19 protein-coding genes are annotated in these 21230 nt (G+C 36.8%); 11 read left to right on the top strand and 8 right to left on the bottom strand.

What is annotated here, in order from left to right; translation table 11 throughout:
• Positions 1-83: 83 nt before the first annotated feature.
• The 3 genes from E0Z07_RS03290 (at position 84) to E0Z07_RS03280 (ending at position 2343) form a co-directional block, all read left to right on the top strand.
• Complete coding sequence (locus tag E0Z07_RS03290; protein WP_002987652.1) at positions 84-947, top strand: sigma-70 family RNA polymerase sigma factor; 864 nt, start codon at positions 84-86, stop codon at positions 945-947.
• A gap of 69 nt (positions 948-1016) precedes the next feature.
• Positions 1017-1385: a hypothetical protein gene (locus E0Z07_RS03285; RefSeq protein ID WP_006264640.1), complete on the top strand. Its 369-nt coding sequence runs from the start codon at positions 1017-1019 to the stop codon at positions 1383-1385.
• An 85-nt stretch (positions 1386-1470) separates the two neighbouring features.
• Complete coding sequence (locus E0Z07_RS03280; protein ID WP_006262181.1) at positions 1471-2343, top strand: helix-turn-helix domain-containing protein; 873 nt, start codon at positions 1471-1473, stop codon at positions 2341-2343.
• A 47-nt stretch (positions 2344-2390) separates the two neighbouring features.
• On the opposite strand, the gene lysS is transcribed toward E0Z07_RS03280, so the two are convergent.
• Positions 2391-4091 carry a lysine--tRNA ligase gene (gene lysS / locus E0Z07_RS03275; protein WP_006262180.1) on the bottom strand — a complete coding sequence of 567 codons (1701 nt, stop codon included), beginning with the start codon at positions 4089-4091 and terminating at the stop codon, positions 2391-2393.
• A gap of 190 nt (positions 4092-4281) precedes the next feature.
• Here lysS and E0Z07_RS03270 point away from each other — a divergent pair, with 190 nt between their 5' ends.
• The 3 genes from E0Z07_RS03270 to rpe all read left to right on the top strand — a co-directional run bounded on the left by E0Z07_RS03270 (position 4282) and on the right by rpe (position 5890).
• On the top strand, positions 4282-4446 hold the full coding sequence (locus E0Z07_RS03270) for a YqaE/Pmp3 family membrane protein (protein ID WP_006259663.1): 165 nt from the start codon (positions 4282-4284) through the stop codon (positions 4444-4446).
• Between the two features lie 9 nt (positions 4447-4455).
• Entirely contained in the window at positions 4456-5160 is a 705-nt protein-coding gene (gene lipB / locus E0Z07_RS03265; protein WP_006262179.1) for a lipoyl(octanoyl) transferase LipB, read from the top strand.
• Positions 5161-5227: 67 nt separating this feature from the next.
• Positions 5228-5890, top strand: coding sequence for a ribulose-phosphate 3-epimerase (gene rpe / locus E0Z07_RS03260; protein WP_006262178.1), 663 nt, complete (start codon positions 5228-5230; stop codon positions 5888-5890).
• A gap of 138 nt (positions 5891-6028) precedes the next feature.
• On the opposite strand, the gene groL is transcribed toward rpe, so the two are convergent.
• The 7 genes from groL to miaB all read right to left on the bottom strand — a co-directional run bounded on the left by groL (position 6029) and on the right by miaB (position 12754).
• On the bottom strand, positions 6029-7657 hold the full coding sequence (gene groL / locus E0Z07_RS03255) for a chaperonin GroEL (protein ID WP_006262177.1): 1629 nt from the start codon (positions 7655-7657) through the stop codon (positions 6029-6031).
• Positions 7658-7693: 36 nt separating this feature from the next.
• Positions 7694-7969 carry a co-chaperone GroES gene (locus E0Z07_RS03250; protein ID WP_006259659.1) on the bottom strand — a complete coding sequence of 92 codons (276 nt, stop codon included), beginning with the start codon at positions 7967-7969 and terminating at the stop codon, positions 7694-7696.
• Positions 7970-8119: 150 nt separating this feature from the next.
• Entirely contained in the window at positions 8120-8494 is a 375-nt protein-coding gene (gene secG, locus E0Z07_RS03245; RefSeq protein WP_131540279.1) for a preprotein translocase subunit SecG, read from the bottom strand.
• Between the two features lie 4 nt (positions 8495-8498).
• Complete coding sequence (locus tag E0Z07_RS03240) at positions 8499-9464, bottom strand: tetratricopeptide repeat protein (protein ID WP_131540278.1); 966 nt, start codon at positions 9462-9464, stop codon at positions 8499-8501.
• 19 nt (positions 9465-9483) lie between these two features.
• Positions 9484-9987 (bottom strand): LptE family protein, encoded by a 504-nt coding sequence (locus E0Z07_RS03235; protein ID WP_006259656.1) that lies wholly within the window; start codon positions 9985-9987, stop codon positions 9484-9486.
• Positions 9988-9989: 2 nt separating this feature from the next.
• The gene (locus tag E0Z07_RS03230; RefSeq protein ID WP_131540277.1) at positions 9990-11279 is read right to left on the bottom strand and encodes a sigma-54 interaction domain-containing protein; all 1290 of its coding nucleotides are present in this window, start codon (positions 11277-11279) and stop codon (positions 9990-9992) included.
• Between the two features lie 26 nt (positions 11280-11305).
• Positions 11306-12754, bottom strand: a complete 1449-nt coding sequence (miaB, locus tag E0Z07_RS03225; RefSeq protein WP_131540276.1) for a tRNA (N6-isopentenyl adenosine(37)-C2)-methylthiotransferase MiaB — start codon at positions 12752-12754, stop codon at positions 11306-11308.
• A 975-nt stretch (positions 12755-13729) separates the two neighbouring features.
• Between miaB and topA the strand changes: the two genes are divergently transcribed.
• The 5 genes from topA to porM all read left to right on the top strand — a co-directional run bounded on the left by topA (position 13730) and on the right by porM (position 21220).
• Positions 13730-16261: a type I DNA topoisomerase gene (gene topA / locus E0Z07_RS03220; protein WP_131540275.1), complete on the top strand. Its 2532-nt coding sequence runs from the start codon at positions 13730-13732 to the stop codon at positions 16259-16261.
• A 6-nt stretch (positions 16262-16267) separates the two neighbouring features.
• Entirely contained in the window at positions 16268-17410 is a 1143-nt protein-coding gene (locus E0Z07_RS03215) for a formimidoylglutamase (RefSeq protein ID WP_131540274.1), read from the top strand.
• Between the two features lie 121 nt (positions 17411-17531).
• Positions 17532-18932 (top strand): T9SS ring complex lipoprotein PorK/GldK, encoded by a 1401-nt coding sequence (gene porK, locus E0Z07_RS03210; protein WP_131540273.1) that lies wholly within the window; start codon positions 17532-17534, stop codon positions 18930-18932.
• Between the two features lie 34 nt (positions 18933-18966).
• A complete protein-coding gene (gene porL / locus E0Z07_RS03205) occupies positions 18967-19629 on the top strand; it encodes a type IX secretion system motor protein PorL/GldL (RefSeq protein WP_131540272.1) in 663 nt (220 codons plus the stop codon).
• A 28-nt stretch (positions 19630-19657) separates the two neighbouring features.
• A complete protein-coding gene (porM, locus tag E0Z07_RS03200) occupies positions 19658-21220 on the top strand; it encodes a type IX secretion system motor protein PorM/GldM (RefSeq protein ID WP_131540271.1) in 1563 nt (520 codons plus the stop codon).
• The last annotated feature ends 10 nt before the right edge of the window (positions 21221-21230 follow it).

The following is a 21230-nucleotide window of genomic DNA, read 5'->3' as shown; positions in this document are numbered from 1 at the left end:
AAATGTTGTAACCTTTTAGTAATAGTGTACGTATAACTAATGTGTGAAGAGCACATCATAGCAAAAATAAGGATAGAAATAATATGAGACAACTTAAAATTACCAAGCAGGTAACGAATCGTGAGACCGCTTCTCTAGATAAGTACTTGCAAGAAATTGGTAAAGTAGATTTAATTACTGCGGATGAGGAAGTAGAGTTAGCGCAACGAATCAAAGCAGGAGATCAAAGAGCACTAGAGAAATTAACGAAAGCAAACTTACGTTTCGTAGTATCAGTGGCAAAGCAATATCAAAACCAAGGATTGACATTACCCGATTTAATTAATGAAGGAAACTTAGGTCTGATCAAAGCTGCACAGCGTTTTGATGAGACACGAGGATTCAAATTCATTTCTTATGCAGTATGGTGGATTCGTCAGTCGATTTTATCAGCTTTAGCAGAACAATCTCGTATCGTACGTTTACCATTGAATAAGATCGGTTCTATTAATAAAATTAATAAGATGTATGCTTTATTAGAGCAATCTAATGAACGTCCACCTTCAGCAGAAGAAATCGCTGTAGAGCTTGATATGACTGTAAATGATGTAAAAGAGAGTATGAAGAACTCTGGTCGTCATTTATCAATGGATGCTCCGTTAGTAGAAGGAGAAGATTCTAACTTATACGATGTATTGCGTTCAGGTGAGTCTCCTAATCCAGATAGAGAGCTTATTCATGAGTCTCTTAGAACAGAAATCGAGAGAGCATTAGAGACTTTGACTCCTAGAGAAGCTGACGTTGTACGTTTATACTTCGGTTTAGGTGATCAACATCCTATGACATTAGAAGAAATAGGAGAAACATTCGATCTTACTAGAGAGCGTGTTAGACAGATTAAAGAGAAAGCTATTCGTAGATTAAAACATACGTCTAGAAGTAAAATTCTTAAGACATACTTAGGATAATATAGATTAGAAGCGTTACTATTTAGGTAACGCTTTTTTTTATACCTTAGGTTAGCGTATATTTGTATTGTGAGAAAGTTTTTGTTTATAATCATATCCTTATTAGTATTTAGACCAGTAGTGCCGTTGGTAGACTACCTGGTAGACTATGATTATATCGCTACTTTTTTATGTGTGAATCAAGACAAGCCTGAGATGCATTGTAATGGACAGTGTTATCTAATGCAAGAATTAGCTAAGATAGCTAAGGAAGAACAAAAGAAAGATGCTGTTAAGCAGGTATATACTATTGCTTTTGTTTTGATGTATGTTGATTATAAATCTGAACTACCTACTCCTAATTTTGATATAAAAGGAGTACATAAGGTTTATGATAGATATAATAATTTGTATTCCTCTTTATTTAGCCGTCAGGATCTACGTCCTCCCCTCGTTTAATTAGTATTTATAATGTGATTATTTGATCGTCTATCTATAGTAGTGCGGTCAGTGAGCTTATGTATAATATTAATTAAAGATTCTTATGTCTACTAAGATTATAAAATCCTTTCCAATCAGTTATTTTACACAGGATCAGTCTTCATTTTTTATTAAGTCAATAAGTGCCTTAGGCAATGCTTATCCTTTGTTAAAAGATAGTTTTAGGGCTAACTTTTACATGATTGTCTTTGTGTATAGAGGGAGTTATGCTATTAAGATTAATGGAGTTGACTATGTAGATTATCAGTCAAGTGTTTACTTTATTAAACCAGGTGATATTGTACAGATGCAGTTCAATACTGAATGTACAGGTATGTTCATCGGTTTTGAGGATTCTTTTTTTTCTCAACGCTATCATGAGAATATCTTGCGTTATTTTGATTTCTTTCAATTAGATAGTGCCTCTCAGCAGATAGTGAGTGAGAGTGTGCGTACTAAGGTTGTGTTATTGGTAGATATGATGCTGGGTGAGTACAGTACAGATAGAGTGTATCGAATGAAGGTTTTACGCTCTTACTTAAATATATTGCTATGTGAGTTACAGAGTGTTGATGAAGGAGATCAGCATTTTTCGATAGAGTATAATAAGGCTGGTTGTAACGATCGTATTCTCGCTTTTATGGATTTGGTCGAAGTTCACTTTAAAGAGGCTAAAACACCTTCTTTTTACGCCGAGAAGCTATGTGTGACTCCTAACTATCTCAATAAACTTTGCAAACAAGAGCGAGGGATAACTGCAGGACAATTAGTTCGTCAACGCATTGTGGTAGAAGCAAAGAGATTGTTGCAGTTTAGCACATTTAATGTCAATGAGATTGCGCAGGAATTGTGCTTTGATAGTACGTCTTACTTTGTTACATTCTTTAAAAAACAAGAAGGGATTACACCAGATCATTACCGCAAGTCATTTTCTTGAATATAGGCATAAAAAAACGAGACTTAATAGTCTCGTTTTTTTATTTCTTAGTGTTGGTACACTACATATTTTGTATCACCTTCAGTTTCTACTTTAGTAAGATTGTGAGAAGCAAGTCCTTTCATTGCTTTATCCCATTTCTTACCACTTAAAGCAGCTTGTTCTTTTAGAGAACCTAATTCTACTTTATTGTCATTGTTTTCTAATATCTGAATAATGATTTTCTCTTCATCTGATAATTCTACTGAAGGAGCTGTTTTCTCTGGTCTCATTTGAGGGAAGAATAGCACCTCTTGGATAGAAGGATTATTGGTTAAGAACATAATTAAACGGTCCATACCGATACCTAATCCTGATGTAGGAGGCATACCATACTCTAATGCACGTAAGAAGTCTTGATCGATAAACATCGCTTCATCATCTCCACGATCAGCTAAAGCCATTTGAGCTTCGAAGCGCTCTCTTTGGTCAATAGGGTCATTAAGCTCAGAGTAAGCATTCGCAATCTCTTTACCACAAACCATTAGCTCAAAACGCTCTGTCAATTCTGGATTATCTCTATGAGCTTTTGTCAATGGAGACATTTCTTTTGGATAGTCAGTAATGTATGTTGGTTGGATATAGTTTCCTTCACATTTCTCTCCAAAGATTTCGTCGATAAGTTTTCCTTTACCCATTGTTTCATCTACTGGAATACCCATGCCTAAAGCAGCTTGACGAATCTCATCTTCTGATTTACCAGTGATATCAAATCCTGTAAACTCTTTAATAGAGTCAGCCATCGTGATACGTTTGTAAGGAGCTTTAAAGTCGATTTCGTGTTCTCCGAAAGTAGCTTTAGTAGTTCCATTAACAGCGATAGCACAGAATTCTAATAAACGCTCTGTAAACTCCATCATCCAGTTATAGTCTTTATAAGCTACATAGATCTCCATAGCAGTAAACTCAGGGTTATGTGTTCTGTCCATACCTTCGTTACGGAAGTTTTTAGAGAACTCATACACACCATCAAAACCACCAACGATTAAACGTTTTAAGTACAATTCATTAGCAATTCTCAAGTATAGAGGAATGTCTAATGCATTGTGGTGAGTGATGAATGGACGAGCAGAAGCTCCACCAGGGATAGACTGTAATATAGGAGTTTCTACTTCCATATAACCAGCTTCGTTGAAGAACTGACGCATAGCGTTGAATAACTTCGTACGTTTAATGAAGATATCTTTATTTATTGGATTTACCACTAAATCAACATAACGCATTCTGTAACGCAATTCTGGATCTGTAAAAGCGTCAAATGTATTTCCTTCTGCATCTGTTTTTGGTAATGGAAGTGGGCGTAAAGATTTACTTAATAGTTGTAATCCTTGTACACGTACTGTTTTTTCTCCTACTTGTGTAGTGAATAACTCTCCTTCGATACCAACGAAGTCACCTAAGTCAATAAGTTTTTTGTAAATCTCATTGTAAAGAGTCTTGTCCTCTCCTGGACATAACTCATCACGATTGATATATAACTGAATCTTTCCTTCGCTATCTTGAATAGTTGCAAAAGAAGCTTTTCCTTGAATTCTTGAAGACATTAATCTACCAGCCACGATAACCTTCTTACCTTCTTCAAAATCGTTCTTTATTTCCTTCGATGTATGGTCTACTGGAAATAGATTAGCAGGATAGGGATTCACACCAAGCTCTTGTAACTTGCTCAGCTTTTCTCTTCTGATGATTTCTTGTTCTGAAAGTTGCATAATAACTGTAAATTAATTTAAAAGGCAAATATAGTTAATCTTTGAAAATGCGACAATTAGTATTCGCTATAAAACGACTTAATTTGCAATACTTTGTAATAAAACGGTGTAGGCTTCATCATTTTAACTTCATTAACGAGGGAGTTGACTAAAAAATGCCGAAATTTGTATCAGACAAAATTATTTAGCCATGAGTTTAGGAAGAGTATTATTATCTATTTTTTTACCACCTTTAGCCGTTTTAGACAAAGGGTGTGGATCTATTTTGATTGTGACACTGTTGACTATCGCAGGTTGGGTACCAGGGGTTATTGCGGCATTAGTCATACTAAATAATCCTAAATACAATAAATAACAAACAACAATGAATAAACAAGTAAAGCTTATTGATTTAGGCGAGAAAGATTATAAAGATACTTGGGACTACCAAGAAGAGATATTCCAATCTATTTTAGATGTCAAAATTAGAAATAGAAGAGAAGAACGTACAGATGATACAGATAACTATTTGCTATTTGTAGAGCATCCACATGTTTACACATTAGGAAAAAGCGGAGATGTACACAATATGCTTTTAAACGATGAACAGTTAAAGGCAAAAGGAGCTACCTTCTATAAGATTAATAGAGGAGGAGATATTACTTATCACGGACCTGGTCAGGTAGTAGGATATCCTATCTTAGACTTAGAGAACTTCTTTACAGATATACATAAGTATTTACGTTTATTAGAAGAGACTATCATTTTAGTTTTAAAAGATTACGGAATAGAGTCTGGTAGAAGTGAAGGAGAGACAGGAGTATGGTTAGGCGTAGGAACACCTTTTGCACGTAAGATATGCGCGATGGGAGTAAGAGCCTCACGTTGGGTAACGATGCACGGTTTTGCCTTAAACGTAAACTCGGACTTAGGTTACTTTGACAATATTATCCCTTGTGGTATTCGTGGTAAAGGAGTTACTTCTCTGAATGTAGAACTAGGTGTAGAGCAGGTAGATGAAGATGAGGTAAGAGCTAAGATTATCCAATATTTCTCAGAATTATTCGAAGCAGAAGTTATTGAACAATAAGCAATATACGTCCCAAGAGCCTTCGCTGTTGGGATTTTTTTTATCTTTGTACAAACAACACAATTATATGAAAAATACGATTATAGCACCTTCAGTATTAGCAGCAGACTTTGCTAATCTTCAGAGAGATATTGAAATGGTGAACAACAGTCAGGCAGATTGGTTCCATATTGATATTATGGATGGAGTATTTGTGCCAAATATTTCTTTTGGAATGCCAGTATTAGCTGCTATTAATAAGCATGCTAAGAAGACATTAGACGTTCACTTAATGATAGTAGACCCTGATCGTTATATTAAGACGTTTAAGGAGCTAGGAGCAGATATCTTGACTGTGCATTATGAAGCGTGTACACACCTACACCGTACGGTACAAGCTATTAAAGCTGAAGGTATGAAAGCTGGAGTAGCACTTAACCCTCATACGCCTGTAAGTGTATTAGAAGACATCATTCAAGACTTAGATTTAGTACTTATCATGAGTGTTAACCCTGGTTTTGGAGGACAGAGCTTTATTGAGAACACGTATGAAAAAGTGTGTAAACTAAAAGCAATGATAGAGGCTAAAGGAGCGAATGTAATGATAGAGATAGATGGAGGGGTAAATAATAAAAATGCAAAAGCTCTAGTTGATGCAGGAGTAGATGCATTAGTAGCAGGTAACTTTGTGTTCAGTGCTGCTGATCCTATCGCAACTATTGCAGACTTAAAAGAAATTACTTCTAAGTAAGAAGTTTAATTAAGAGATATAAAAAAGGCTTAGTGTATTCAGTACACTAAGCCTTTTTTTGTTCTTACTGGTAAGGTAAAAAATAAGAGGCTGTCTAAAAAGACAACCTCTTATATAATATTGAAATAAGATAAGGTATTACATCATACCTGGCATACCACCACCCATAGGCATAGCAGCAGCGCTGTCATCTTTAATGTCTACTAATGCACACTCAGTGATTAAGATCATACCAGCTACAGAAGCAGCATTTTCTAAAGCTACTCTAGTTACTTTCTTAGGATCGATTACACCAGCGTTAAGCATATCTACATACTCGTTCGTTTTAGCATTGTATCCGAAGTTTTCTTTTCCTTCTAATACTTTAGAAACAACTACAGAACCTTCCAATCCAGCATTCTCAACAATAGTTCTCAATGGAGCTTCTACTGCTTTAGCAATGATAGCGATACCTGTTTCTTCGTCAGCATTCTCAGCTTTAATGTCAACTAAAGTATTTTTAGCTCTTAATAAAGCTACACCACCACCAGCTACGATACCTTCTTCTACAGCAGCTCTAGTAGCGTGAAGAGCGTCATCTACGCGATCTTTCTTCTCTTTCATTTCTACTTCAGATGGAGCACCTACGTATAATACAGCTACACCACCAGCTAACTTAGCTAAGCGCTCTTGTAACTTCTCTCTGTCATAGTCAGAAGTAGTAGTTTCCATTTGAGCTTTGATTTGGTTGATTCTGTTTTTGATCATATCAGCCTCACCATCACCACTCACGATAGTCGTATTATCTTTATCGATGCTAACTCTCTTACAAGTACCTAGCATTTCTAAAGTAGTATTCTCTAATGTATACCCTTGCTCTTCAGAGATAACCACACCACCTGTTAAGATAGCGATATCTTCTAACATAGCTTTTCTTCTATCTCCGAATCCAGGAGCTTTAACAGCAGCGATTTTTAACGCTCCTCTTAATTTGTTTACTACTAATGTAGATAACGCCTCTCCATCCACATCTTCAGCGATGATTAATAGAGGTTTTCCTGATTGAGCGATTGGCTCTAATACTGGTAAAAGTTCTTTAAGAGAAGATACTTTCTTGTCGTATAATAAGATATATGGAGTATCTAATTCTACTTCCATTTTCTCAGAGTTTGTAACGAAGTATGGAGATAAGTACCCTCTGTCAAACTGCATTCCTTCTACTACATCTACATAAGTCTCAGTTCCTTTAGCTTCTTCTACAGTGATAACACCTTCTTTACCTACTTTTTCGAATGCTTGAGCGATTAACTCACCGATGAAGTCATCGTTATTAGCAGAGATAGATGCTACTTGTTTGATTTTATCCATAGAACCACCTACTTCTTGAGATTGTTTTCTCAAGTCTTCTACGATGATTTCTACAGCTTTATCTATACCACGTTTTAAGTCCATTGGGTTTGCACCAGCAGCTACGTTCTTAAGTCCTTCTTTTACGATAGCTTGAGCTAATACAGTAGCAGTAGTCGTACCGTCACCAGCTAAGTCATTCGTTTTAGAAGCAACCTCTTTCACCATCTGAGCACCCATGTTCTCTAATGTGTTCTCTAACTCAACTTCTTTAGCTACAGAAACACCATCTTTAGTTACTGTAGGCGCACCAAATGATTTACCGATGATTACGTTTCTTCCTTTTGGTCCTAATGTTACTTTTACTGCGTTTGCTAAAGCGTCTACTCCGCGTTTTAAACCTTCGCGAGCTTCGATGTCGAATTTAATATCTTTTGCCATTTTATTCTTTTGGATTTAGTTGTTAATGATTCAATTTTAAACGATTGCTAAAATGTCGTCCTCTCTCATGATTAGATAGTCTGTACCTTCTAATTTTAGTTCAGTACCAGCGTATTTACCGTATAGTACTGTATCTCCTACTTTTACTGTCATTTCATGATCTTTAGTACCATTTCCTACAGCTACTACAGTACCTCTTTGTGGTTTTTCTTTTGCTGTATCAGGGATGAATAATCCTGAAGCAGTTTTAGTTTCAGCTGGTAATGGTTCGATAAGAACTCTGTCTGCAAGTGGTTTAATATTTACTGCCATAGTTTTATAGTTTATGAAATTGAATTATTATTTTTAATTATTATAGATAATGAAAAGGCATAAAGTGTGCCAAAGCTAAAAAGTGACATTATAGGCAAAAAAAAATGCCAGCTTGACAGCTGGCATCTTGTGTATTGTTTGAAGCTAAAATTATTCAGCTTGATTTTGAGTCTCTTGAGTTGGAGTAGTCTCTTCTGTTGTCACAGGAGCTTCTTGCTTAGCAGGAGCCTCTGGTGTCAGATTTTGAGTAGGTACTACTGCGTTAGGATCTAATAATTTAGAATCTCCAGCAGCTCCACCACTGAAACTAGTAGATGATAACAGGATTAAGATGATTAATGCTGCACCTAATGTCCAAGTACTTTTATCTAAGAAATCATTTGTATTTTTCACTCCTCCAGCTACAGTAGATCCACCGAAAGATGAGTCTAATCCTCCACCTTTAGGATTCTGTACCATAATTACTACGATTAGTAAAAAACATACAATTGCGATTAAGATTAAAAATATTGTAAATGTGTTCATGGTGTTAACTATTATGTTGTTGTAACGCTTTTATATCTAATATTTGGTTTGCAAAGAAACTACTTTTTTCTGGATATTTCAAAATTAATATTTCATAAGCTTGTATTGCTTTCTGATATTTCTTTTGTTCTAAGTATATTTTTGCCAACGTTTCTGTCATTAAACTACTGTTCTCTTGCACTGAAGTGTCAATGTTTGCAGGGGTTACGGTAGGTTTTTTAGTAGGAACTATCTTTGGATTGGTTTCTATAAATTTATCTATTAATTCTATTTTTTTTTGTTTTTCGATATCTGATTTTTGTTCTAAATCTGTTAAAATAGAATCATTTTCTCTGTCTATCGGCTTTATTCTAGATAATTGTAACCACTCTTGGAAAGACAATTTCTCGTTTTCTGAGAAGTTTAATGGCTTTCCTATTTCTAATTTCTCTTCTAGTTTTTCTATTTCTTGCTGTACAGTCTCTTTTTCTTCTAGTGTAGTTTCGATAGCATCCTCTGTGATAGCCTCTTTAGTCTCAGTAGAGATTTCTGTAGGTGCTTCTTTTACAGGGTCTTGTGCTTCGTTCTTGTCATCTATCTCATGGAAGGTGATAGACTGTAATAGGCTTTTAATAGCGGTAGAGGTTAGCTTAGGCTCTGGAGCTTCTTGTATTGTTTCTTCTTCTGTAGGTACTTCGGTCTCCTCCGCAGCTGTAGACTCTGTCATATCTATGACGATAGGAGTATAGGTAACGAACTCTGGTGAAACAATAAAATCAAAAAGAATATCCCTGTCTAATGTATGCGCTGCAGTCCTCTTTAACTCTAGGTTATACTCTGTACTGTTTTGTACATATAAGCTCTTCAGATAAAGACTTCTCACAGACTGAAAGTATGGATACTTCTCTATGAGTTGTTTTAACTGAGGACTGTCACTCTCTTGAATTTGCTGAGGTTGACGGAGCAATATGTCTAATTCGTTTAGAGTCAAGATATTTATTTTTATATAATTACCACTTAGCTAATGATTCATTGAACACATCTTGTGTGATACGCTCATAGATAGTCTCGATAGCTGTGTTAAGACTAGCTCCTGCTAGCTGTACGTTTGCATCATAGTCATAGTAGAATGAGAATCTCTTTTCGAAGTCGTCATCAGGTTTCTTCTTGTTGAAGAAGCGCACATTCACAGACACATATAGTCTGTTCTGAGCTGCTCTCTGATCAGCTGTAGCTGTCATCGGGCTGATACGATATTCTACGATTTCTCCCTCATATACTAAGTCCGCATCAGCATTAGTAAGACTTAAGCTAGTTTGGTTTTGGATAAGATCTTGTAAGGACATTGTGAAGGTACGCTCTATACCAGGCTCTACTAAAGGAGCATTGTTCTGGAATGAGTTTACCTGAAATGAGCTAGCATCTATCTTACCAGTCCCCGTAAAGTTATAATATTTACAGCTAGTAAAAAATAAAGATATGAATATTAGTGCAAATAATTGTTTGATTCTCATGTCTATAAGTCGTATTGTTTTATTTTTCTATACAATGTTCTCTCCGAGATGTTTAGTTCTTTGGCAGCAGCCTTTCTCTTGCCATTATGTCTCTCTAGTGCCAGTTTGATTAGCTTTATCTCTTGATTTGCTAAGTTTAGAGGTTCATCATCTACGGTCTCTGCTTCTAGGTAGTTAGACGTATCTTCATCGTCATCTACAGTCTCGTGAAAACCTAGATTAGCACTAGGAGATACTGGAGTATCCATAGCGATGATGTCTAGATTAGTACTAGGAGGAGCCATCAGTTCTGGTAGTTCAGCCTTCTTGGTACCATAGATTTTTTGGATAAGAGATTTGTTGGTTTCGGATACTGTCCCTTTATCGTGTTGCAGTAGCTCTAGTGTCAGCTTCTTTAGATCAGTTAGGTCACTCTTCATGTCGAATAAGACCTTGTACAATATTTCTCGTTCATTGCTGAAGTCAGACTCTGCCTTAGGGCCATTCACGATAGAAGGTAACTGTCTGTCATGGTTAGGTAAATAACCCTGAAGTACAGGTAGTGAAATATCTCTATTGGTCTCTAATACCGATATCTGCTCTGCTACGTTTCTTAATTGACGGATATTACCATTCCAGCTATAGCGCATAAGGTATGCAGCTGCAGCAGGCTCTAGCTTTATCGGAGGCATCTTATACTTATGTGAGAAGTCAGAAGCAAACTTTCTGAACAGTAGGTGGATATCTTCACCTCTCTCGCGTAGAGGAGGTAAGGTGATCTCTACTGTACTCAGTCTGTAGTATAGGTCTTCTCTAAACTTGCCTTTATGGATAGCATCCATCATATTGACATTAGTCGCTGCGATGATGCGTATATCTGTTTTTTGGACTTTAGAAGAACCTACTTTTATAAATTCTCCATTCTCTAACACACGCAATAGTCTTACCTGAGTAGTCAGAGGTAGTTCTCCCACTTCATCTAAGAAGATTGTACCGCCATTTGCCTCTTCGAAGTAACCTTCACGAGTGCCTATAGCACCCGTAAAAGCCCCTTTTTCGTGTCCGAATAATTCACTGTCTATCGTCCCTTCAGGGATAGCACCACAGTTCACCGCGATGAACTTACCGTGCTTTCGATGAGACATAGAATGTATAATCTTAGGAATACTTTCTTTACCCACACCACTCTCTCCAGTGACTAAGACTGAGATATCAGTAGGAGCTACTTGTATAGCTTTTTCCAATGCACGGTTTAGTTTGACATCGTTACCGATAATTTCGAAGCGTTGTTTTATGACTTGAAGGTTTTCCATTCTTATATTTTAAATATTGCTATTTATTATCCTTGCATAGGAGAGTATCCTACCGCCTTACCGATTAATGTAGCAGAAGTACAGTCAGCGATCTCTACCATCACGAAGTCTCCTACGTTATAGTGCTCCTTAGGGAATACTACTGTAGTGTTCTGAGAGTTACGCCCAGACCACTCGTCTTCATTACGCTTAGACGTTTTCTCGATAAGTACTTCTACCGTTTGACCTACGAAGCGTTTTGTACGCTCAAGGCTGATTTTATTTTGTACAGCGATGATCTCTGTAAGACGACGTTTTTTAACCTCTTCTGGTACATCATCCTCTAACTTACGAGCAGCTAATGTACCTGGTCTCTCAGAGTAGGCGAACATAAACCCGAAGTCATATCTCACGTGTTCCATTAGTGATAATGTATCCTGGTGATCCTCTTCAGTCTCTGTAGGGAATCCTGTGATCATATCTTGTGATAACGAGATATCTGGTATCAATGCATAGATTTTATCTACTAGTTCGATGTATTCTTCTCTAGTATGCTGACGGTTCATCTCCTGTAAGATACGTGTACTTCCAGACTGTACTGGTAAGTGGATATACTTACAGATGTTCTCATGTCTAGCGATAGACTCTATCACCTCGATATGCATATCTTGAGGATTAGAAGTAGAGAAACGGAAACGCATCTTAGGGAATGTAGTAGCACACTGATCTAATAACTGAGCGAAATCTACAGCTGTCGCTTTCTGCATATCGCTAGCTTTTTCGAAGTCTTTTTTAAGACCTCCACCATACCATAGGTAGCTATCTACGTTTTGACCTAGTAACGTGATTTCTTTAAATCCTCTCTCTTGTAAGTCTGTGATTTCTTCTATGATACTCTGTGGATCACGGCTACGCTCACGACCTCTAGTGAATGGTACCACGCAGAATGTACACATATTATCACATCCTCTAGTGATAGATACGAATGCTGTCACCCCATTACTCTGTAGACGCACTGGAGAGATATCACCATAAGTCTCATCTTTAGATAAGATCACGTTGATCGCATCTCTACCTTCTTCTACGTCTTTAAGTAAGTTAGGAAGATCTTTATAAGCATCAGGACCTACTACCATGTCTACGATTTTTTCTTCTTCTAAGAATTTTGCTTTAAGACGCTCAGCCATACATCCTAGAACACCTACCTTCATACCAGGGTTCTTTCTTTTTACTTGGTTGTATTGGTCTAAACGTTTGCGAACAGTTTGTTCTGCTTTATCTCTGATCGAACAAGTGTTTACTAACACTAAGTCCGCTTCTTCTAAGTTGTCTGTTGTATTATACCCTTCGTTAGATAGGATAGATGCTACAATCTCACTGTCAGAGAAATTCATTTGACAACCGTAGCTTTCGATGAATAGCTTCTTCTTGTTGTCTTGTTTTTGTTCTAAATGTAAGCTTGTACCTTGTTTATTTTCGTCAATTACCTTTTCCATAAGATACTTTAAGGATGTTTTACTTTAAGGAGCAAAGATACTTTTTTTTGTCTAACTGACAAGATGACAGTGTTAGTTTTAAGGTTTTTTTGTAATCCATTTTATTTAGTACCATAGCACATCTTTTTTGCTCATAATCTTTGAGTTGTAATCCTAAGCCGTTGAGCTGATTATTACAGAATGGACACTAATGAACAGATTTGGCGTTTATGGCTCTATAATCCCTTTTTGACCTCGTATGCACTTTTATTTTGTATTTATTTTGTTGATATTCAGTGTTTAATTGTGTTTCGGTTTATTTTCGTTCGGAAACTGTTCGGAGATAGTCAGTGTGTACTTGGGATGAGAGGTGTTTTCTAAAAGCGTACCCTATCTCTACCCGAACCATCTACTATCAAAATAAAATGAACCATTAGCTAGATTTCGATAGTGATGTAGTGAATAGTGCGATACACTAGTCCAATAAATGAACTACTGATAGGGTCCACTACTTGTCCCAAAAGTGGGACACTATAGGTGGTCAGGACTTGTCCCACTTTCGGGACAAGTCCTGGACTAGTAGTGGGACACATATATAAAACTATAAACATTAAACAAAAACATATAAATAAAAAGTGATTTTTAAAAAATGGAATTTGTTTAGTTATTAACCCTACATTCACTATTGACTTTTTTACTTCTGAAGGTTTAGAAAACTTTAAGCATTGTGCGAAATAAAAGGGGTATAAAAGTATTGAGAGAGGTAAAAATTAAAAAATTTAGATAATTGTTATTAAATTGTGTAATTTCTTGATTTTGTTTGTAAAAAAAATCAATATATCGGTTTATTACTAGAATGTTGGTTTATTTTACGAATAACTAGGTAATTATTACAATTTTTATATGCTGGCATATTAGTTAAAAGAAGCATTAATAAGTAGTGGCACGGATATATTCAAAAAAATCATATATTTTTGCTTCACAAAATAATGAAGTATGGCAAAGAATTTAGTGATTGTTGAGTCACCTGCAAAGGCAAAAACCATTGAAAAATTTTTAGGACAGGATTATCAGGTAGAGTCTAGCTATGGACATATAGCGGATCTGCCTTCTAAAGAAATAGGAGTAGATGTAGAGAATAACTTTAAGCCTAAATATGAAGTATCGAGTGATAAGAAGGCGGTAGTTAAGAAGTTAAAGGATCTTGCGAAGAAAGCTGAAATGGTTTGGTTAGCATCCGATGAGGACCGCGAGGGAGAGGCTATTGCATGGCACTTAGCGGAAGAACTAAATTTAAAGAGTGAAAACACAAAGCGTATTGTATTCCACGAGATTACAAAAAATGCTATTTTAAAAGCGATAGATAACCCACGTCAGATAGACTATAATCTAGTGAATGCACAGCAGGCACGTCGTGTACTAGATAGATTAGTAGGGTATGAGCTGTCTCCTGTACTGTGGAAAAAAGTAAAAGGAGGACTATCTGCTGGACGTGTACAGTCTGTGGCTGTACGTCTTATCGTAGAGAGAGAAAGAGAGATTAATGACTTTAAGGTAGAGTCATCTTACCATATATCAGCAGAGTTTAAGACTGCTGAAGGAAAAACATTAAAAGCTAAACTGCCTAAGAACTTTGCAACTGAGAAAGAGGCAAGAGACTTTTTAGCAGTTAATATTGGAGCAGCGTACAGAGTAGCAGATTTAGAGACTAAACCTGCTAAGAAATCACCTGCAGCTCCATTCACCACTTCTACACTACAACAGGAAGCGGCTAGAAAGCTTCACTACTCAGTAGGTCAGACGATGATGTTAGCGCAGCGTTTATACGAGAGCGGACTGATCACGTATATGAGAACGGATAGTGTGAACTTATCTAAAGAGGCAATGAGTGCAGCAGCAGCTGAAATCACGAAGTCTTACGGAGCAGAATATTCTAAACCACGTACTTATACGACTAAGAGCAAAGGAGCTCAAGAGGCGCACGAGGCTATCCGTCCGACGAATATGGCTCTGCACAGTGCTCCTGTAGATAGAGATCAGGCTCGTCTATATGATCTGATCTGGAAGCGTACTTTGGCATCTCAGATGAGTGATGCTCAGTTAGAGAGAACGAATGTGCGTATAGAAGCAAATAAGTTTAAAGAGTTATTTGTGGCTACGGGTGAGGTATTGCTTTTTGAAGGATTCTTAAAAGTGTACTTAGAAGGGCATGATGATGAGGATGAAGAAGTAGAAGGAATCTTACCAGCATTGAGAATTGGAGAAGGATTAGAACAAAATGCGTTAGTAGCTACTCAACGCTTTACTAAGCCTGCTGCTAGATATACAGAAGCGTCATTAGTGAAGAAATTAGAGGAGCTAGGTATCGGACGTCCGTCTACTTATGCACCTACTATCTCTACTATTATCGCTAGAACGTATGTGGAAAAAGGGGAGACTGAAGGTAAAGAGCGCAACTATAAGATGATGATGCTTAGAGGTGCTGAGCTAAAAGAGAAGGTGCTTACAGAGAAGACTGGATCTGATAAAGGGAAGCTAGTACCTACAGATATCGGTATGATCGTGAATGACTTCTTAGTGAAGAACTTTAAGACGATCTTAGATTATAACTTCACTGCTAAGGTAGAAGAGGACTTCGATGAGATCGCAGCTGGTAATGAGGATTGGGCTAAGATGATGAGAGAGTTCTACGATCACTTCCACCCAACAGTGAAAGATGTAGAAGAGAATGCAGAGCGCGAGTCTGGAGAACGTATATTAGGTATTGACCCTAAGAGTGGACGTACAGTATTAGTTCGTTTAGCTAAGTTTGGCCCTGTGGCGCAGATCGGTAATCCTGAGGATGAAGAGAAGCAATATGCTAGCCTTACTGCTGAACAGAACATCGGTACGATTACATTAGAAGAAGCATTAGCATTATTCTTATTACCTAAGGTATTAGGAGAATATAAAGGAGAAGAAGTAGAAGTAAACAACGGTAGATTTGGTCCTTATGTAAGAGTAGGTAAGACATTTATCTCTCTGCCTAAAGGTGAAGAGCCTGCTGATGTGACGCTAGATAGAGCATTAGAATTAATCAAAGAGAAAGAGCAAGCAGATGCTCCTATCGCTACATACCAAGGGCTACCTGTACAGAAAGGGGTGGGACGCTTCGGACCATACTTAAAGTGGAATGGCATTTTTATCAATGTGAATAAGAAGTATAACTTCGACAATCTATCTCAAGCGGATATCAACGAACTAATCGAAGATAAAATCCAAAAAGAGAAGGATAAAGTAATTCACGATTGGGCAGAAGAGGGTATCCGAGTAGAGAAAGCAAGATGGGGTCGTTCTGTAATCTTAAAAGGAAAAACGAAGATAGAGCTAGGTAAGGATGTGGATGCTGCAGCGTTATCTCTAGATGAGGTAAAGGCAATGATCGAAGCAAAAGCGCCTGCTAAAAAGACAGCTGCTAAGAAAACGACAGCTAAAAAAGCAACTACTACTGCTAAGAAAACAGCAACTAAGAAGACGACTAAAAAATAAGAAAGAATGATCTACGAACTGCTAAGACCGATAAATAACGAATTAATCACTTATATAGATGGTTTACAGAGTCAGTGTATAGGGAAGAAAGTAACGTTCTTCTCTGGTGGTTCTTTTGAGAATGAAGGTCGATATAATATTGCTATTATAGGTATTAGCGATAATCGAGGTAATGGTGAAGGAGTGAGTATAGTAGATATCACTAAAATAAGAAAGGCTTGGTATTCGTTATATCCTGGTAACTGGGGTGTGAATATTATAGACTTAGGAGATGTAGTAGCGGGTGAGAGATTAGAAGATACTTATTATTTAGTGAAGAATCTAGTAGCTGATCTAGTGAGACAAGGGGTAATCCCTATATTCGTAGGAGGGTCTCAGGATATGACCTATGCGATGTATAGAGCGTATGATGTATTAGAGCAGTCAGTGAATCTTGTGTCTATAGATGCTAAGTTAGACTTATCTAAGACAGAGGGTGATGTAGCGAACAGTTATCTGACGCGTATTATACTAGAAGAGCCTACGAATCTGTTTAATTTTTCTAATATTGGGTATCAGACTTACTTCAATGCGCAAGAAGAAATAGACTTAATTGCAAGTTTATATTTTGAGGCGTATAGAGTAGGAGAAATATCTGGTAATATAAAATTAGCTGAGCCAGTACTTAGAGATGCTGATATCGTAAGTATCGATATGACTTCTGTTAAGTCTGCTGATTCTGGTAATTTTGAGTTCTTTAATCCGAATGGATTTGATGGAAGAGAGATATGTGCCTTAGCTAGATATAGTGGGTTAAGTGATAGAGTTTCATCTTTTGGAATATTTAATTATAATAATAATAAAAATGAAACGTTATTAATAGCACAAATCCTTTGGTATTTTGTGGAAGGTGTTAATTATAGATCGAATGAATACCCTTTTGTCAGTAAGGCTAGTTATATGAAGTATATCGTGCCGATAGAAGGATATGACGACTTGATATTCTATAAGAGTGATATCTCTGAACGCTGGTGGATAGAGGCTTCTATAGAAACGATGGATGCCGAAAGAAAAGTGTTGTTGCCTTGTAGTTATGAGGATTATGAGCTGGCTATAAGCCAAGTTATACCTGAAAGATGGTGGCGAACAATAAAAAAAAGTGTAGTATAAAAATTAATTTAACAAAAATAAATAATTAAGTTAAATTAATTTTTAGCTTTGTTTTGTGAAATAAAAAGAAAAAAAATTACTTGTAAGTATTTTATAGTAGTACATAAAAACCTAAAATTATATGAAGAAGATCATTACGTTAGGAGCAGTTTTAGCTTTGATGACCAGTTGTGGAACTGGAGATCGAGGTGAATTGATGCATGGTGAGGCTGGAAAAAGATGGAGCAGTGAGAAACCACAAGGGATGTCACTTATCCCAGGAGGTACTTTTACCATGGGTCAAGCCAATGAGGATTTCTTAGGAGCCCAAGATGCACCAACAAAAACAGTTACTATCGGTTCATTTTATATGGATGAAACTGAAATTTCGAATAACCAATACCGTAAATTCGTAGAATGGGTAAAGGATTCAGTTGTTCGAACTAAATTAGCTATTGCAGCTGATGAAATGGGTGTGGCTAAAGAATCTGGAGGTATCGGTGCGTATGCATTCGTAGATGCTGAAGAGGATTTAGAAAGAATGACTCCATACCAACGATATATGTATGAGAACTATTACAGCCTTCAGGTGAGTGATGATATCTACTCTGGTCGTCGTTTAAATAAAAAAGTTCCTTTAATAAAAGATACTAAGAAGTATCCAGATGCTAATTACGTGGAAGTAATGGATTCATTATATATCCCAGCTAGTGAGACATATAATGGAATGACTACTTTCGATAACTCTAAGTTGAAGTTTAAATATTCTTATGTAGATGTAGATGCAGCTACTAGAGATAGATCAACAGAGAACAGAGGAAAGAGAAATAGACACTTAAAAACGGAGACACTATTAATCTATCCTGATACAACACGTTGGATTAAAGAATTCCAATATTCTTACAACGAACCAATGCACAACGATTACTTCTGGCACGAAGCTTTCGGTGATTATCCTGTAGTAGGGGTAAACTGGCACCAAGCTAAAGCATTCGCTGCATGGAGATCAATGTATAAAAACATTTATCTGAAAGATAATAAGATGACTCTTGAGATCAACGAATTCCGTTTACCAATGGAAAGTGAGTGGGAGTACGCTGCTAGAGGTGGTCTAGAAGGAGCTATGTATCCTTGGGGTGGACCTTATGCAACGGATGAGAAAGGATGCTTTATGGCAAACTTTAAACCAACTCGTTTTGACTATGCAGCAGATGGAGCTCTTTATACAGCTAATGTTCGTTCTTACCCTCCTAATGGATATAACTTATACAATATGGCAGGTAACGTAGCAGAGTGGACTAGTTCTACTTATGATGCATCAAGTTACGATCACATGTCAGCTTTAAAGCCTAGAAATAGACCTAGCGAAAGCCCACTAAAAGTAGTAAGAGGTGGTTCTTGGAGAGACCCAGCATATTTCTTACAAGTTGCTACTCGTGATTCTGAGTACGCAGATTCAGCAAGAAGTTACATTGGATTTAGAACAGTACAGTCTGTATCAGGTTCTTTATCACGTGTTAACCAATCAAAAATGGCTCGTTAATAATCAAACAAAAAAATAAAAGAAGAAGAAGGCTATGGCATTATCTAAAAAATTGATGAACTTCTGTTATGGAATGGGAGCTTCAGTAGTAATCATCGGTGCATTATTTAAAATTACGCACATGGAATTTGGACCTTTGAATGGTAACAATATGTTGACTATTGGTCTATTAGTAGAGGCGTTTATTTTTGCAATCTCTGCATTCGAGCCAGTTGATGAGGAATTAGATTGGGCAAAGGTATATCCAGAATTAAAAGATGGGAAAGCTAGAGAAGTAAAAGTGGCTAAGCAAGCTGTTGTAGAGCCTCAAGATACAGAAGGTATGCTTTCTAAAAAATTAGATCAAATGTTGAAAGACGCAAAGATTGACGGAGAGTTAATGAGTAGCTTAGGAAACAGTATTCGCAACTTCGAAGCTGCTTCTAGAGAGATGGGACCTTCTGTGAATTCTGTTGCTTCAACACAAAAATATGCGCAAGAAATGACATTAGCTGCTCAGCAGTTAGAGTCTCTAAATAAAGCTTATAAAGTACAATTAGAAAGCGCAACAGCGAATGCTGAAATCAATAAAGCAGTAGCTGAAAACAATGCTCAGTTAAAAGAGCAAATGCAAGCATTAACAAACAATTTAGCGTCATTAAACAACGTTTATGGTGGAATGCTTTCTGCTATGGGTGGTGGAAGAAATGCTAATTAGTTTATAATTTTAAAATTATTATAAGGTAATGGCTAAACAAAAACTGACCCCAAGACAAAAGATGATTAACCTGATGTACCTGGTGTTTATCGCGATGATGGCACTTCAGGTATCTACAGAGGTTCTATCAGCTTTTGGTGTAGTGAACGAGAAGTTCGAGGCAGCTAATGAAGGTGCAAAAGCAAATAATGAAGGTTTGCTAGGGGCTTTAGAGAAGAAAGCTGAGGAGAACCCAGCTCAATTCGCTGACCCTGCAAAAAAAGCAAAGCAAGTAGAGAAAATTACGCAAGAGTTTTATGACTTTGTGGGTAAATATAAAACTCTAATTACTAGTGAATTTGAAGGAGAACGCACAGAGAATGGTAAACTACCTGCTGAGCGTATGAATAAATCTGATATTATCAATGATGCTTGGTTCACAGGTGATAAATATTCAGCAGAAGGACAAGCTTTTATTGATGGTATTAATAAGTACAAAAAAGCACTTCTTGATATTTTAGAAAAAGATGCTAAGTTCCAACCAATCGTATTAGATATAAATAACAAATTTAATCTAAGCGATGTGAAAGATAGCCAAGGAAAAGATAGAGCTTATTTAAATTATAACTTCTATGGATTCCCAGCTATTGCTTCTTTGACTAAGTTGTCAACAATGCAAAACGATGCGAAGATTGTAGAAGCAGAGATTTATAACAGCTTAATGGGTAATACACTTAGTAAAGCTGCATCTATGAAGAACTATCAGGCTATCGTAGTAGCTGACAAGTCTACTCTTTTTGCTGGTGAAACTTATAAAGGTAGAGTAGTATTAGGTCGTTATGACAAATCAACTGTTCCTACTAAAGTAGTTGTTAATGGTCAAAACATTGATTTGTCTAAATCATTAGTTGATGGACAAGTTAACTTAGGTTTTACTGTTGGTAACGTAGGAGAACACCAAATCGGAGGTAAGTTTACTTTCGTAGAGGACGGTCAGCCAGTAGAGATTGATATTAAGGGAAGTTATGTAGTAGTACCTAAACCAAACTCAGCTAATATATCTGCTGATAAAATGAACGTAGTTTATCGTGGTGTTTCTAACCCTATGACAATTTCGTTTGCTGGTATTGCGAATGATAAAGTACAAGCTTCTGCTCCAGGACTTACAAGTCAAGGAGGTGGTAAATATACATTAAGACCACAAGCAGGAAGAGAAGTAGTTATCAATGTAACAGGAACGTTGCCTGATGGACAAAAAGTATCTGATAGAAAAGTTTTCCGTATTAAAGATATTCCTTCTCCAAGAGGGACAGTACGTGGGGAGTTCAATGCTAAAGGACCTAAGTCTAACTTAGAGATTGTAACTATCGGTGCTAAATTAGAAGACTTTGACTTTGATTTAAATCTTACAGTTACTAGTTTTGTATTGCAAATACCTGGACAACCTAGTATTGTTGTTCCTGGAAATAGAATGAATGAAAGAGCTAAAGCGGCTATCCGTAGAGCTCAGTTAGGTGATGTGGTTGTAATTTCGGATATTAAGGTGCGTTTAGAAGGTGCAGGAGACTATGCTTTGAAAAAAACATCACCATGTACGTTTGAGATTATGTAATTTCACTTAA

Source organism: Myroides odoratimimus (assembly GCF_004337635.1).
Taxonomy (GTDB): domain Bacteria; phylum Bacteroidota; class Bacteroidia; order Flavobacteriales; family Flavobacteriaceae; genus Flavobacterium; species Flavobacterium odoratimimum.
Note: the sequence above shows the minus strand (reverse complement) of the source record. Positions and strands in the feature narration are given on the sequence as shown.